Below are 12,721 nucleotides of genomic sequence, written 5' to 3'. Positions count from 1 at the left end.
TGCGGGCTCACATCCGGAAGACGCCGAAGCCGCCGCGGGCGCCCTCGACGGGGGCGTTGTGGACGGCCGACAGGCACAGGCCGAGGACGGTACGGGTGTCGCGCGGGTCGATGACCCCGTCGTCGTACAGCCGCCCGGACAGGAACATCGGCAGGGACTCGGACTCGATCTGCGCCTCGACGAAGGCGCGCATGCCGGCGTCGGCCTCGTCGTCGTACGGCTGTCCCTTGGCGGCGGCGGACTGCCGGGCCACGATGGAGAGCACCCCGGCGAGCTGCTGGGAGCCCATGACGGCGGATTTGGCGCTGGGCCAGGCGAAGAGGAAGCGGGGCTCGTAGGCGCGGCCGCACATGCCGTAGTGGCCGGCGCCGTAGCTCGCGCCGATCAGGACGGAGAGGTGGGGGACGCGGGAGTTGGACACCGCGTTGATCATCATCGAGCCGTGCTTGATGATGCCGCCCTGCTCGTACTCCTTGCCGACCATGTAGCCGGTGGTGTTGTGGAGGAAGAGCAGCGGGATGTCGCGCTGGTTGGCGAGCTGGATGAACTGGGCGGCCTTCTGCGACTCGGCGCTGAACAGCACGCCCTGGGCGTTGGCGAGGATGCCGACCGGGTAGCCGTGGAGGGCGGCCCAGCCGGTGACGAGGCTGGTGCCGTACAGCGGCTTGAACTCGTCGAAGTCGGAGGCGTCGACGATGCGGGCGATGACCTCGCGGGGGTCGAAGGGCGTCTTCAGGTCGGGCGGCACGATCCCGAGGAGCTCTTCGGGGTCGTACGCGGGCTCCTCGGCCTTCGGCGGCTCCGCGTGCGCCGGCCGGTGGCCCAGGCGGGCGACGACGCGGCGGGCCTGGCGGATCGCGTCCTGCTCGTCGAGGGCGTAGTAGTCGGCGAGGCCGGAGGTGCGGGCGTGCATGTCGGCTCCGCCGAGGGACTCGTCGTCGCTCTCCTCGCCGGTGGCCATCTTGACCAGCGGCGGGCCGCCGAGGAACACCTTGGACCGGTCCTTGATCATGATGGTGTGGTCGGACATGCCGGGGATGTACGCGCCTCCGGCGGTGGAGTTGCCGAAGACGACGGCGACGGTCGGGATCCGGTCGGCGGAGAGCCGGGTGAGGTCGCGGAAGATCGCACCGCCCGGGATGAAGATCTCCTTCTGGGAGGGCAGGTCGGCGCCGCCGGACTCCACGAGGCTGATGCAGGGGAGGCGGTTCTGCCGGGCGATCTCGTTGGCCCGGAGCGCCTTCTTCAGGGTCCAGGGGTTGCTGGCGCCGCCGCGGACGGTGGGGTCGTTGGCGGTCACCAGGCACTGGACGCCCTCGACGGTGCCGATGCCGGTGACCATGGAGGCGCCGACGGGGTAGTCGCTGCCCCAGGCCGCCAGCGGGGACAGCTCCAGGAACGGGGTGTCCGGATCGAGCAGCAGCTCGACGCGCTCGCGGGCCAGCAGCTTGCCGCGCTGGCGGTGCCGGGCCGTGTACTTCTCGCCGCCGCCCTGGAGCGCCTTCGCGTGCTCGGCGTCGAGGGCGGCGAGGCGTTCCAGGGCGGCGGTGCGGGCCTGGGCGTGCTCGGGGGCGTGCGGGTCGACGGTGGTGCGGAGGCGGGTCATGAGCCGGGGCCCTCCGGGGTGGGTGCGGGTTCGGGCGCGGGGGCGGGGTCCGTCGCCGGGGCGGGGTCGGGCAGCAGGTGGGTCGGGATGTCGAGGTGGCGGGCGCGGAGCCATTCGCCGAGGGCCTTGGCCTGCGGGTCGAAGCGGTGGCCGGAGGCGACGCCGTCGCCGAGGATGCCGTGGATCTCGAAGTTCAGGGCGCGGAGGTTCGGGAGCACGTGTCGGGTGACGGGCAGGTCCCTGGCCTCGGGGAGCAGGTCCTGGAGGAGGTCCACCGTGAGGGTGCGGTGGAGCCAGTCCCAGGCTGCGGGCGATTCGGCCCAGACGCCGACGTTGGCGTCCCCGCCCTTGTCGCCGCTGCGGGCGCCGGCCACCGAGCCGAGCGGGGCGCGGGTGGTGGGCCCTGCGGGGCTCTCCCCCACCCCGCCCCTTCCCGAACCGGGGCCCGGCCCCGGCCCCCGCGCCTCAAACGCCGGCGCGGCTGAAAGACCGGGGCTCCACCCCGCACCCCGCTCCTCAAACGCCGGAGGGGCTGCGAGGCTGGGGCCCGGCCCCGTGTCCCGAGGCTCGGACGCCGGCGCGGCTACAAGACCGGGGCTCCGCCCCGTACCCCGCCCCTCAAACGCCGGAGGGGCTGCGAGGCTGGGGCCCGGCCCCGTGTCCCGAGGCTCGGACGCCGGCGCGGCTACAAGACCGGGGCTCCGCCCCGTACCCCGCTCCTCAAGCGCCGGAGGGGCTGGAGTTTGGCCGGGCTGGGATTGAACGGTGCCGGCCTGTGCGCTGGATGGGACCGGGGCGGCACGTTCAGCCTCGCCTGGGGACACGTCCCAGCGGTAGCTGGGGGAATTTGAGGCGCGGGGGTCGGGGGGCGGAGCCCCGGCGGGGTCGGGGGGCGGAGCCCCCGCGGGGTCGGGGCGCGGAGCCCCCGCGGGGCCCGGGGGCCTAGTGCCCGACGGGTCCGAAGTCCAGGTTCCCGCGGGGCCCGGGGGCTTGGCCTCCGACGGGGGCGGGGGGCCGGGGGCGGAGCCCCCGGTCTCGGGAAGGGGCGGGGGACTGGGGGCGGAGCCCGCGGTTTCGGGAACGGGCGGGGTGGGGGGAGACGGCCACGCGGCAGGGACCGGCAGGCGCGAGCCGTCCGGCAGGACCGCCACCTGGGGGACCGATTCCGCCGGGACGGAGTCCGAGCCGAAGACCCCGTACGGCTGGGCCGCCCCCGGCGGGGCGGTCACGTGGAAGCCGGGGTAGCTGCCCAGGGCGAGTTCGATCGCGGCCGAGGTCAGGCCGCGGCCCACCCGGTCCGGGGACGGGTCGCGGACGACCAGGCGCAGCAGCGCGCTCGCCGTCTCCTCCGTCGGGGCGTCCTCGTGGTCTGTGCGGGACAGGGTCCACCTCGCGTCGGCGACCCCCTCCAGCGCCCCGGCCAGCTGCGCACGCACCAGGGCCGCCTTCGCCTCGATGTCCAGGCCGGTCAGGACGAAGACCACCTCGTTGCGCCAGCCGCCGATGCGGGTGACGCCCACCTTGAGGGTGTCCGGGGGCGGTTCGCCGACCGCGCCCGAGACGCGGACGCGGTCGGGCCCGTCCTCGGAGAGCCGGACCGTGTCCAGGCGGGCGGTGACGTCCGGGCCGAGGTAGCGGACGCCCTGGGTCTCGTAGAGGAGTTGGGCGGTGACGGTGCCGGGCGAAACGAGTCCGCCCGTGCCCGGATGCTTGGTGATCACCGAGGAGCCGTCCTCGGAGACCTCCGCGAGGGGGAAGCCCGGGCGGCGGACGTCGTGCGCGGCGAAGAAGGAGTAGTTCCCGCCGGTGGCCTGCGTGCCGCACTCCAGGACGTGGCCCGCGACCACCGCTCCCGCCAGCCGGTCATAGTCGTCCGGCGCCCAGTCGAACCACCAGGCCGCCGTGCCACTGACCAGCGCCGCGTCCGTGACCCGGCCGGTCACGACCACGTCCGCCCCGGCCCGCAGGCAGGCCGTGATCCCGGCGCCGCCGAGGTAGGCGTTGGCGGTCAGCGCCCCCTCCCCGTACGGCATCAGGTCGTCGCCCTCGACGTGTGCGACGGTGACGGGCACCCCTGTCTTGGCCGCCAGGGCCCGCACCGCGTCGGCCAGTCCGGCCGGGTTCAGGCCGCCCGCGTTCGTGACGATCCGTACGCCCCGCTCCTGCGCGAGCCCGATCCCTTCCTCCAGCTGGCGCAGGAAGGTCTTCGCGTAGCCGAGGTCCGGGTTCTTCAGGCGGTCGCGGCCGAGGATGAGCATGGTCAGCTCGGCCAGGTAGTCCCCGGTCAGCACGTCCAGCGGGCCGCCGGTCAGCATGTCGCGCAGGGCGTCGAAGCGGTCGCCGTAGAAGCCGGACGCGTTGCCGATGCGCAGGGGGCGACGGGGGTGGTGGGAGTGGTGGGAGTGGTGGGAGTGGTGGGCCGTGGTCATCGGGAGGCCTCCGGAGACCGGCCGCCGGGACCCTCCGGCGCCCGGCCCGGTCCCGCCGGGCCCGCGAAGGCCTGGGCGAGGTCGAGCCAGCGGTCCGCGTCGGGGCCGGACGCGGCCAAGGCGAGGTCGGAGCGGTGGGCCCGCTGGGTCGCCAGGAGGCAGAAGTCGAGCGCCGGGCCGGTGATCCGCTGCGGGGCGTCCGGGGGCCCGTACGTCCACACCCCGGAGCCGTCCGGGGCCGTGAGCTCGATCCGGAACTCCTCGGCGGGCGCGGGCAGTCCGCGTACGGCGTAGGCGTAGTCGCGGGCCCGTACGCCGATCCGGGCCACGTGCCGCAGCCGGGCCGTCGGGATGCGGCGTACGCCGAGGGCGTCGGCGATGTCCTGGCCGTGCGCCCAGGTCTCCATCAGCCGGGCGCTCGCCATGGAGGCGGCCTTCATCGGCGGCCCGTACCAGGGGAAGCGGGTGTCGGGCGAGGCGGCCGCCAGGGCGGCGTCGAGGGCGGCGCGCCCGGAGCGCCAGAGGGCGAGCAGCTCGGCGGGCGGCAGCTTCGCGCCCTCTCCCGCGCCCTCGTCGACGAAGGATTCGGGGGCTTCGAGTGCCTCCTCGACCAGGTGGGCGAAGCCGGCGGCGTCGGTGAGGGAAAGCAGTGCGGCCCGGTCGGTCCAGTGCAGGTGGGCGATCTGGTGGGCGATGCTCCAGCGGGGCGCGGGGGTGGGCCGGGTCCAGTCGGGAGCGGGCAACTCGCCTATGAGGGCGTCGAGTTCGCGCCCTTCTTCGCGCAGGTCCGCGAAAACGGCGGCGGCGGTGGCTTCGACGGCGGACGGATCGGGCACGGTGTGCTCCCCTCTCGGCGTGAGGGGAACACTGGCAGCCGCCTGCAAAACAATCAAGCACGCTTGCATGGTTTTCTCGCGGGGTGGCACGTTCCCGCCACCCCGGCCAACCACCGTAAGGGTGAGGGAAGTTGGCGTGCCTTCCTGGCAGCCGCCGGTCTCCGGGCGGCCCGCTCGCCTGCCGGGCCGAGGCCGGACGGGGCGATTCAGGCCGTAAGCCGGAAACTCGCGATACATCACCGGATGTCCCGTCGATACTGGACGCTCCGCTCCGGGCCCGGGCGCGCGCAGCACGTTCATGTCACTCGACGCAGACCACGACGAAGAGGATGAACCGACGTGACTCCAGCCGCCCGCACCCCGCAGCCTCCCCCGACCCCCTTCTCCCTCTACCCCGAGCTCGACGCGAACGCCCTGCACGCCTTCGTCGCGGCCCTGGAGAGCGGTGACGTCACCGGCCTGCCCCCCGTCCGCGCCGCCGAGGTCGCCGAGGTCCGGTCCGTCGCCGTCTTCACCCGCGGCAAGGTGACCGGCGCCGACGGGGACCTGCTCGACGCCGCGCTCTGGCGGCACACGAGCAGCGCGCCGCGCCCGCTGATCGTGATGCCCTCGCCGTGGACCAGCCTGGGCTGGCTCGTGTACGCCGTTCAGGCCACCCTGTTCGCGGCCCGCGGCTACGACGTCCTCGCCTACACCGCCCGCGGCTTCCCCGGCTCCGAGGGCCAGGTGGACGTGGCGGGCCCGCTCGACGTCGCCGACGGCAGCCGGGCCCTGGACCACCTCGTCGAGCGCGCCGCCGGCCCGGTGACGAAGATCGGCTTCCTCGGGGACTCGTACGGCTCGGGCATCAGCCAGCTGGTCGCCGCGCACGACACCCGCGTCGACGCCGTGGTCGCGCTGAGCACCTGGGGCGACCTCGGGGAGGCCTTCTACGAGAACTCCACCCGCCACGTCGCCGCCGTACGGGCCCTGCTCGACGCGGCCGGGAAGGCGCGGCTGAGCCCGCGGACGCAGAGCGTCTTCGACAACGTCCTCGCCGACCGCGACATCCGCGGCACCCTGGCCTGGGCCGAGCCGCGCTCGCCGCTCACGCACGTCAAGGAGCTCAACCGCCGCCGGGTGCCGGTCCTCTGCGCGCACGCCTGGCACGAGACGCTCTTCCCGGTCAACCAGACGCTGAAGACGTTCAACGAGCTGACCGGCCCCAAGCGCATGGTCCTGTCCATAGGCGACCACTCCGGCCCCGAGTCCTCGGGCATGTTCGGCCTGCCGAACCGCATATGGACGGACGCCCACCGCTGGTTCGACCACCACCTCAAGGAGATCGACAACGGCATCGGCGACGAGGGCGAGGTGCTCGTCGAGGTCATGTGGAACAAGACCCTCGAATCCCGCCCGACCTGGCCCTCCCTCACCGAGCACACGCACCGGCTGTACCTGGCGGGCAGCGGGGACCTGGCGGAGGCTCCGGAGGCGGGCTGGACGGCGACCGTGCTGTGCGGGGTGGACACCGCGGCGACCGTCGCGGACGCGGTGGTCCTGTCCGGCTACGCGGAGATGGCCGGCCGGCCCAAGGCCTACCCGACGGGCGACATCGACCGCTCGGTGGCCGCCGTATGGGCCTCGGCGCCGATGGAGGAGACCACCCGGCTGCGCGGCACACCGGCACTGCGGGTCACCTACCGGGCGCCCAACCCCGGCTCCGCCTTCGTCGCGTACCTCCTCGACACCGCGCCCGACGGCACCGCGCACCTCGTCACGCACGCCCCGTACACCGACCTCGGCTCGCCCCCCGACAGCCTGATCAGCGCGGACATCGACCTCCAGGCCACGGCGTACGACGTGCCGCGCGGCCACCGGCTGCTGCTGGTGATCGACGCCCGCGACCCCTTCTACGGCGACGCCAACCTGCCGCGCGCGACGCTGGCCTTCACCTCACCGGAGCCGACGCCCTCCTACCTGGACCTGCCGCTGGGCTAGTGCTGTGGCCGGGAAGGTTTGCCGGGTCGCGGTGTCCGGTGCGGTGCATCGCAAGGCGGAGGGCCACGGCTCGTACCGGACGTACTCGCGTGGCCCGACAACGCGGCGAGGTGCCGTGCCGGGGGCCGCGACCCGGTGAACCTTCCCGGTCACAGCACTAGGCAGGGGTACGCCCCGTCCGGCCGGCCCCCCGTGGCCGGCCGGGCGGGGCGTACGGTCTCAGGGGCGCCGGGTGAAGTCCATCGTCCAGTTCTGGATCCAGCCGGTGCCGCCGTCGAGGGAGAAGAACTGCTCCCAGCGCGGCGCCTGCCCCGGCTCCGTCCCCGACCACACGAACCGCACGCGCACCGGCTTCCCGTCGTGCGTGTCCTCGCCCTCGAAGACCCCGCGCCCACCCTCGAACCGGCCGACGACGGGCGGGAACAGGACACCGGTGCGGCGGCTCGACCAGTACAGCGACCACTGCTCGCGCTCCCGGTCGAAGAGCCGCAGCGTCAGACCGCCGAACCCCTTCGTCGGGAAGTCGATCTCGTCGAAGCTGGCGCCGCCGTCGAAGTGGCGGGAGACGCGGGACACGGCCGGGAACTCCTCCCACGCGCTGTCCGCGTCGAGGAAGTCGGCGCGCCAGCGGTTGGCGACGTCCCAGGTGCCGATGAGAAAGTCGAAATCGTTCATGCGAGGACCGTAGGAGGACTTCACTGACACCATGTGTCAGTGAAGTCGAGCCGCTTGCTGTCGATCCTCCTCCTGCTCCAGACCCGCGGCCGGATGACCGCCGCCGAGCTCGCGGCCGAGCTGGAGGTGTCCGTCCGTACGGTCTACCGCGACGCGGAGGCGCTGGCCGCGGCGGGCGTCCCGCTGTACGGGGACGCCGGGCACAGCGGGGGCTACCAGCTGCTCGCCGGCTACCGGACCCGGCTGACGGGCCTCAGCACGGGCGAGGCGGAAGCCCTGTTCCTGACCGGGATGCCGGGCCCGGCGGCGGAACTGGGCCTGGGCCGGGCCCTGTCGGCGGCGCAGCTGAAACTGCGGGCGGCGCTGCCGCCGGAGCTGCGCGCGCAGGCCGACCGGATGCGGCTGCGCTTCCACCTGGACGCGCCGGGCTGGTACGCGGAGCACGAGGAGACCCCGTACCTCGCCGAGGTCGCCGACGCCGTGTGGCAGGGCCGGGAGATCGACGTGCTCTACCGGCGCTGGAAGGAGCCCAGGGAGGTGCGACGCCTCCTCGCCCCCTACGGCCTGGTCCTGAAGGCGGGCCGCTGGTACCTGGTGGCGGGCCCGGACGGCGCCCGGACGTACCGGGTGGACCAGGTCCTGTCGGTGACGCCGACGGCGCGGACCGTGGAACTGCCCGAGGGCTTCGACCTGGCCGCGCACTGGCGCCGGACCCAGGAGGACTTCCACGCGCGGCTGTACCCGGAGCAGGCGGAGGTACGCCTGAGCGCCCGCGCCGCGTCCCGCCTGACGGGGCCCCAGGCCCGCGCCCTGGCCGCCACCGGCCGCCCGGACCCGGAGCTGCCGGGCTGGACCCGCGCCACCCTCCCGATCGAGTCGGCGGACCAAGCGGAATCCCAGTTCCTGTCCCTGGCCGCGGACGCGGAGGTCCTGTCCCCGCCGGCCCTGCGCGCCCGCATCCAGACCACCCTGACCACGTTGAGCACCCGCTACACCCTCCCGCCCCCGGGCCCGCTCCCGCAGGACCCGCACGGCGCGGACCGCTCTTAGGAGCCGAGCCGTAGGTTCATGAGCCCGAAGTGCTCGTCACCCGCGTCCGGGGCGCCGGCGAGGTAGGCGGCGGCGTCCATCAGGCGGGCTGCTTCCGGGTCTGGGAGCGGACCGCCCCCATGCTGGCGGCGATCACCAGCGCGATGGCCAGGGCGTCCAGGGCGGACAGGGCCTGGTTCAGGACGAGGAACCCGGCCGTGGCGGCGATGGCCGGTTCCAGGCTCATCAGGATCGCGAAGGTCGGGGCCGGGAGCCGTCGCAGGGCCAGCAGTTCCAGGGTGTACGGCAGTACGGACGACAGGACGGCCACGCCGAGGCCCAGGGCGAGGGTGCTCGGCACCAGCAGGGCGGAGCCGGATTCGACGATGCCCAGCGGCAGCGACAGGACGGCGGCCACCGCCATCGCCAGGGCCAGGCCGTCCGCCTGCGGGAAGCGGCGGCCCGTGCGCGCGCTGAACACGATGTACGCCGCCCACATCGCGCCCGCGCCGAGCGCGTAGGCCGCGCCCAGGGGGTCGAGACCGCCGAAGCCGGCCCCGCCGTGGCCGGCCAGCAGCACGACGCCGGCCAGGGCCAGGCCCGCCCAGAGCAGGTTCACCAGGCGCCGGGAGACGATCACGGACAGGGCCAGCGGGCCGAGCACCTCCAGGGTGACGGCCGGGCCCAGCGGGATCCGGTCGATGGCCTGGTAGAAGAGACCGTTCATACCCGCCATGGCCACGCCGAAGGCGATCACCGTGCCCCAGTCGGCGCGGAGGTAGCCGCGCACCTTGGGGCGGCACAGGAGCAGCAGTACGAGCGCGGCGGCCGCGAGGCGCAGGGTGACCACGCCCGCCGCCCCTGCCCTCGGCATGATCATGACCGCGAGGGCGGCGCCGAACTGAACCGATATCCCGGCCGAGACCACCAGTGCGACCGGGCCGAAGCGGGAGCCCCCGGGAGCGGGGGGCCTGGCGGTGGTCGCGGCGCCGGCCGGGGCCGGGGTGGCGTGCGTCGTCGGGGAGGCGGAGGGTGCGGGCATCTCTCCAGGTTAAGGGGTTCGTAAGGAGTGCGGCTCCGTGTCTTGCCTTACACGGGTCCTCGCTCGCCCGGTTCCCCTCGCTGCCCTCGTTCCCCTCGCCCGCCGGCCAGCCCGTCCGCCAGGAGCTCCGCCAGGTGCCGGGCCCGGACTCCGCCCAACTGGGCCATCTGGGTGCGGCAGGAGAAACCGTCGGCCTGGACGACGGCGTCCGCCGGGGCCGCGCTCAGCGACGGCAGCAGCTGCTCCTGCGCACAGGCCACCGACACCTCGTGGTGGCCGGGCTCGAAGCCGAAGTTCCCGGCCAGGCCGCAGCAGCCGCCGCTGAGCTCGCCGGTGAGCCCGGCCCGCTCGCGCAGCCGCCGGTCGGCGGCGTCGCCGAGCACCGCGTGCTGGTGGCAGTGGGTCTGGCCGGTGACCGGCCGGTCCAGGCGGGGCGGCTGCCAGTGCGGCGCGTACTCCTCCAGGGCCTCGGCGAAGGTGCGGACCGCTGCCGCCAGGCCTTTCGCCCGGGGGTCGTCGAGGAGGAGGGCGGGCAGGTCGGTGCGGAGGGCCGCGGCGCAGCTGGGTTCGAGGACGACGACGGGGCCGGGGTTTTCACCGACGGCGGCCAGCGTGCGGCGCAGGACCTTGCGGGCGCGGTCGAGGCGGCCGGTGGAGAGGTAGGTGAGGCCGCAGCACACCTGGCCGGCGGGGACGGCGACGGTGAGACCGGCGGCCTCGAGCACACGGACCGCCGCGTGCCCGACCTCCGGGGTGAGGTACTCGGTGAACGTGTCCGGCCAGAGGGTGACGGTGAGCGGGGGCGGGGGCGGGGGCGAGGACGGGGACGGGGACGGGGACGGGGACGAGGGTGAGGCCGGGGACGAGGGTGAGGCCGGGGACGAGGGTGAGGCCGGGGCCGACGCGGACCCGGGGCCCGCCGCGGGCGCCCGCACCGGCCCCTTCCCCCGCGTCGTCCGGCGGTGCGTGCGGGTGAAGGGTTCGGGGGACAGTTCCGGCAGGGAGCGTTCGCGGGCGAGGCCCGGGACGCGGATCCGGCGGGCCAGGGCGTTCGCGACGCCCGCGCCCCGCAGCCGGGCGATCAGGCGGAGCCAGGCCGGGAGGCCTCCCAGGGTGTAGTGGGCGAGGGGGCGGATGCGGCCCGACCAGTGGTGGTGCAGGAACTCCGCCTTGTACGAGGCCATGTCCACGCCCACCGGGCAGTCGCTGAGGCAGCCCTTGCAGCCCAGGCACAGGTCCAGCGCCTCGGCGACCTCCGGCGAGCGCCAGCCGTCCCGTACGACCTCGCCCGCCAGCATCTCGTGCAGCAGCCGGGCCCGGCCCCGCGTGGAGTGCCGCTCCTCCCCCGTGGCCCGGTACGAGGGGCACATCACCCCCGGCCCGCCCGCGTCGGCCGAGCGGCACTTCGCGACCCCCACGCACCGGGCCACCTCCCCCGCGAAGGCGGAGTCCGGCAAGGCGGCGAAGCGGAGGTTCTCGTCGAGGCGGTGCGGCCGGACCAGCATCCCCGGGTTCATGCCGCCCGCCGGGTCCCACACGTCCTTGTACGCGCCGAAGAGCCGCACCACCTCCGCCCCGTACATCCTCGGCAGCAGCTCGGCCCGCGCCTGCCCGTCCCCGTGCTCCCCGGACAGCGAGCCGCCGTGGGACACCACCAGGTCCGCCATGTCGGAGGAGAAGGCCCGGAAGCGGGCCACCCCCTGCGGCGAGACGAGGTCGAAGTCGATCCGTACATGCACGCAGCCCTCGCCGAAGTGCCCGTACGGCGATCCGCGCAGCCCGTGCCGCGCCAGCAGCGCGCGGAACTCCCGCAGGTACGCGCCGAGCCGGGCCGGCGGCACCGCGCAGTCCTCCCAGCCGGGCCAGGCCATGTCCCCGCCCCCGGACTCCGGCCGGGAGGCGCCCCCGGGCAGCCGCGTCGCCGTGCCCGCCGCGTCCTCCCGGATCCGCCACAGCGCCCGCTGCGCCGCCGGGTCGGCGACCACCACCGCGTCGAGCGCGTCCGCGCCCCGTACGAGCTCGTGCGCCGCGCCCTCGTCCCGCGTCTCCACGAACAGCCAGGCCCCGCCCCTCGGCAGTCCGGCGGCGCCGCGCACCAGGTCCTGCGCCATCCCCTCCACCGTGAGCGGCCGGTACGCCAGCAGCCCGGCGGCCGCGTCCGCCGCCGCGCTCTCGTCCCCGTACCCGAGGACCGCCAGCGCCGGCGCGGGCGGCAGCTCCACCAGGCGCACCACCGCCTCGGTGACCACCCCGAGCGTGCCCTCGCTCCCGCAGAACGCCCGCGCGATCTGCACGCCCCGCTCGGGCAGCAGCGCGTCGAGGCCCCCGTAGCCGGAGATCCGCCGGGAGAAGCCGCCCGCCATGCCGGTGCGCAGGAGGGCCAGGTTCCCCTCGACCAGTTCGCGCAGGCCGCGCGGCGCTCCGGACCAGCCGGTCCCGATCCGGTGGGCGGCGCCGCCGTACGCCGTCACCGCCAGCTCGGCCACGTTGTCCGCGGTGGTCCCCCAGGCGACCGAGTGGGCCCCGCAGGCGTTGTTGCCGATCATGCCGCCGAGGGTGCAGCGGGAGTGCGTGGAGGGGTCCGGGCCGAACGTCAGGCCGTACGGGCGCACCGCGTCCCGCAGCCGGTCCAGGACCAGCCCCGGCTGGACGACGGCGAGGCGTGCGGCCGGGTCCACGGAGACCAGGGCGTTCATGTGGCGGGTGAGGTCGAGCACCACGCCCACGCCGGTGGCCTGCCCGGCGATGGAGGTCCCGCCGCCGCGCGGGACCACGGGGACCCCGGCCGCGGCGCACACGCCCAGCGCGGCCGCCACGTCGTCGGCGTCGCGCGGGGCGACGACGCCGACCGGGACGCGCCGGTAGTTCGAGGCGTCCATGGTCATCAGCGCCCGGGCCGCGGCACCGAAGTCCACTTCGCCGCGCAGCTCCGCCCGCAAGGTCCGTTCGAGTTCCCCGGGTGTCGTCACGGCGTCCACCCTGCCACCGTCGGGGGGCCGGCGGGGGGCGTCGGGGGCCGTCGGGTGCGGCTGGGCACATCACCCGCCCCCTCCCCTGCGTCCCATTCCCGCGCACCGGGCGTCTCACCGGGTGGACGCGCCTCCGAGGGGCGGACCAGGACCCG

The 12,721-nt window shown here is 75.1% G+C and carries 8 protein-coding genes; 2 read left to right on the top strand and 6 right to left on the bottom strand.

Going from position 1 to position 12,721, the window contains the following annotated elements:
• Positions 1-7: 7 nt before the first annotated feature.
• From BGK67_RS20120 to BGK67_RS20110, 3 genes are read right to left on the bottom strand one after another with little or no spacing between them, the layout of a single operon-like run.
• Positions 8-1,606 carry an acyl-CoA carboxylase subunit beta gene (locus BGK67_RS20120; protein ID WP_069921386.1) on the bottom strand — a complete coding sequence of 533 codons (1,599 nt, stop codon included), beginning with the start codon at positions 1,604-1,606 and terminating at the stop codon, positions 8-10.
• Positions 1,603-4,035, bottom strand: coding sequence for an acyclic terpene utilization AtuA family protein (locus BGK67_RS40100; RefSeq protein WP_244291272.1), 2,433 nt, complete (start codon positions 4,033-4,035; stop codon positions 1,603-1,605). The genes BGK67_RS20120 and BGK67_RS40100 overlap by 4 nt, the downstream gene beginning before the upstream one ends.
• Entirely contained in the window at positions 4,032-4,871 is an 840-nt protein-coding gene (locus tag BGK67_RS20110; RefSeq protein WP_069921385.1) for a TIGR03084 family metal-binding protein, read from the bottom strand. The genes BGK67_RS40100 and BGK67_RS20110 overlap by 4 nt, the downstream gene beginning before the upstream one ends.
• A 339-nt stretch (positions 4,872-5,210) precedes the next feature.
• Here BGK67_RS20110 and BGK67_RS20105 point away from each other — a divergent pair, with 339 nt between their 5' ends.
• Positions 5,211-6,851, top strand: a complete 1,641-nt coding sequence (locus tag BGK67_RS20105; protein WP_069921384.1) for a CocE/NonD family hydrolase — start codon at positions 5,211-5,213, stop codon at positions 6,849-6,851.
• 219 nt (positions 6,852-7,070) lie between these two features.
• Here BGK67_RS20105 and BGK67_RS20100 read toward each other — a convergent pair whose 3' ends face one another.
• Complete coding sequence (locus BGK67_RS20100) at positions 7,071-7,526, bottom strand: hypothetical protein (RefSeq protein WP_069921383.1); 456 nt, start codon at positions 7,524-7,526, stop codon at positions 7,071-7,073.
• A 39-nt stretch (positions 7,527-7,565) separates the two neighbouring features.
• Here BGK67_RS20100 and BGK67_RS20095 point away from each other — a divergent pair, with 39 nt between their 5' ends.
• On the top strand, positions 7,566-8,576 hold the full coding sequence (locus BGK67_RS20095) for a helix-turn-helix transcriptional regulator (protein ID WP_069921382.1): 1,011 nt from the start codon (positions 7,566-7,568) through the stop codon (positions 8,574-8,576).
• A 79-nt stretch (positions 8,577-8,655) separates the two neighbouring features.
• On the opposite strand, the gene BGK67_RS20090 is transcribed toward BGK67_RS20095, so the two are convergent.
• Positions 8,656-9,597: an EamA family transporter gene (locus tag BGK67_RS20090; protein WP_069921381.1), complete on the bottom strand. Its 942-nt coding sequence runs from the start codon at positions 9,595-9,597 to the stop codon at positions 8,656-8,658.
• Between the two features lie 47 nt (positions 9,598-9,644).
• Complete coding sequence (locus tag BGK67_RS20085; protein WP_069923989.1) at positions 9,645-12,566, bottom strand: FAD-binding and (Fe-S)-binding domain-containing protein; 2,922 nt, start codon at positions 12,564-12,566, stop codon at positions 9,645-9,647.
• Positions 12,567-12,721: the final 155 nt, after the last annotated feature.

This window comes from Streptomyces subrutilus (assembly GCF_001746425.1).
Lineage (GTDB): Bacteria > Actinomycetota > Actinomycetes > Streptomycetales > Streptomycetaceae > Streptomyces > Streptomyces subrutilus_A.
This window is presented reverse-complemented; position numbering and strand designations above follow the sequence as displayed.